Genomic DNA, 2,597 nt, shown 5'->3' with positions numbered 1-2,597 from the left:
GATCATGCGACTACAAAATGAAAATACTGTCACGATTCCTTTTATCACAGATACCCATTATGCTACAGATACCTTCATTCAAGAAGATCTTGAGAATTACGGACGTACGGAAAATCATATCAAAAATGTTGCAGAATTGTCTCACATGATTCCTTTAGACTGTATTGTCGGAGGCGGTGACTTTGTTGATGGTGGTACTACAAAAGACACAAACGTCTCAAATATGAAGAAGGTTGTTAGTCTGTTTGGATTGGCAAGCTGCCCATTTTTCTTAGCGAAAGGGAATCATGATGATAACTCGTGGGGAGATGGTCGGCAAGGTCGAGGAACAACTGCTAGAAATAAAGTCAATCAAAACTATATGGCCAGTGATCCTACTAGTAAGTCATGGCATGGAAACATGAGCTACACAATCAAGCCAAGTGAAATGTATGAAATCATCACACGACCTTCAACTATATGGGCAATCAATGAAAATCCTAATGATAAAAATATGTATTTTTATTATGACATTCCGGATAAAAAAGTGCGTGTGTTCTTACTAAACACAAATGATATTCCATATGTTTTTGACACGGATGGGTTAGTGAAATACTTGACGATTAATGTTGCTGGTTATCGACAAGCACAATTGAAATGGTTTGCGGAAAATCTTAAAAGTATGCCTGATGATTACACTGCAGTCTGTTTTCAGCATCATCAATGGGGGCAATGGTACGCAACGAATAGTGCTTATTATCCTTATAACTGGGAATCTGTAGAAGGTATTTTAAAGGCGGCAAAAGAAGGATCAAGTTTTACACGCAAATACACAGGGAACGCTGATTTTGCTAGTGATATTTCAATTACATTCGACACGCCAAAAAACATTGCTTTTCTTGCTCATGGACATCACCACACAGATCGAATCACAACTAAATATGGGATTACAAACGTTTCAACAAGTTGTTCTGTCAGTCGCCCAAAGAAAGATCAAAGAGATCGGCCTTTAGGAGAACTAGAAGAAGACTTGTGGGACGTTTTTGTTTTGGACACAAAGAAAAAGCATGTAGATATCGTGCGGTACGGAGCAGGGAGCGACCGCAGCTTTGGCTACTAGAAAGGGGGAATCTTTATGGCAATTATTGAGGTTAGCAAGCAGATTACCAACTACCTAGATAGCGAAGAAATGGTGACTGCACCTGCTAATCCTGTCGAGGGTCAACGATGGACAGATACGTCTAAAAGTCCACCAGTAGCCATGATATACAAAGACGGTGAGTGGAAACCAGAACGGTTATCTGTTGAAGTCTTAGATCCGGACTTTTATCAAGATTTGGAAGATACAAAAACAGGGGTAGCAGCTGCTATCGAAAAAGCAGAGGCAGCTGAAAAGGCTGGGAAAGATGCACAAGCTGCAGGTGAAGCAGCTCAATCAGCAGCAAGTGAGGCGAAGCAAGCAGGAGAAAATGCTGCAAACCTAGCGACACAAGCCACTTTAGATGCTCAAGCGGCTAAAGCAAAAGCAGATGCGATCCAGATTGATGTAAATGGGCTTGTTTCTGATGTAGCTACTATCAATGGAACAGTTACATCGATCAGTAGTAAGGCCAACGAAGCTTATGAAAAAGCTGCTGCTGTGGAAGGAAGAACAGCAACGCTAGAAACCTCAGTTACTGGTCTAACTGGGCGTATGACAGATATTGAGACGACATCAACAAGTACCACTAAAAAACTGAATGAATTAGTCGTCACAGTGGATGGACAAAAACAAACAATAGCAACGGTTACGACAACATCAAACAGTGCATTGAGTAAAGCAAATGTATTGGAGACGACCGTTGACGGAGTTACACAGACTCTAACTAGCGTAGAAACTACTGCAAATAGTGCGTTAAGCAAAGTCAATACTGTTTCAAGCACTGTAGATGGTCATACTCAATTGATTGCAAGTACGAAAACAACAGCTGATTCGGCATTATCTAAGGCAGTCGCTACAGAAACAACTGTAAATGGATTAAAGACAACTGTTTCTAGTGTTGAGACAACTGCAAATTCTGCTTTGACTAAAGCTACACAAGTTGAAGCTACAGCCAGCGGAATCAGGCAAACTGTTACTGAGGTGCAGGAAAATATTTCAGATCTTGTAAACTTTTTCCCAGATACAAAGTTTACATTACAGAACCCAAAACCAACCATAGAGGGTACAGGAATAACAGTTTCTTATGATTCAAACGGTATTGTCATTCAGAATGCTGGAACCACTAGACAAAGGGTTTATTGGGGAGTAGCTCCGATAGCGTTAACTGTGGGGAAAACCTACAATGTGAAAGCTTATATGAACACAGGAACAGCTGGTGGAACAGTAGAAATCGGTACAAGTGGTGGAGAAAATATGATGGTTTCTCCAGATGCAGCAGTTGCTAAATGGATTCAAGGCACAATAAAATCCACAACATACACCGCGTTTAGTATATGGGTTGAAGCTGGTAAAGCTGTAAGATTTAGAGAGTTGTACATTTATGAAGCAAATACCGACGTTACTTCTTCCCAAATTACCCAACTATCAGACCAGATGAATTTCAAGCTAACTTCATCTGATGGCGGCGTAACTCAGA

1 protein-coding gene and 1 pseudogene are annotated in these 2,597 nt (G+C 40.7%); both read left to right on the top strand.

Annotation, left to right across the window (positions count from 1 at the left end; all coding sequences use genetic code 11):
- Positions 1-1,099, top strand: a 1,099-nt coding sequence (locus tag IAE45_RS18410; RefSeq protein WP_200143160.1) for a metallophosphoesterase, incomplete at its 5' end; no start/stop codon positions are given.
- A 15-nt stretch (positions 1,100-1,114) separates the two neighbouring features.
- A pseudogene (locus tag IAE45_RS19120) lies at positions 1,115-2,597 on the top strand (hypothetical protein); the annotation flags it as partial.

Source organism: Enterococcus sp. S53, from assembly GCF_016516865.1.
Classification (GTDB): domain Bacteria; phylum Bacillota; class Bacilli; order Lactobacillales; family Enterococcaceae; genus Enterococcus_D; species Enterococcus_D innesii.
Note: the sequence above shows the minus strand (reverse complement) of the source record. Positions and strands in the feature narration are given on the sequence as shown.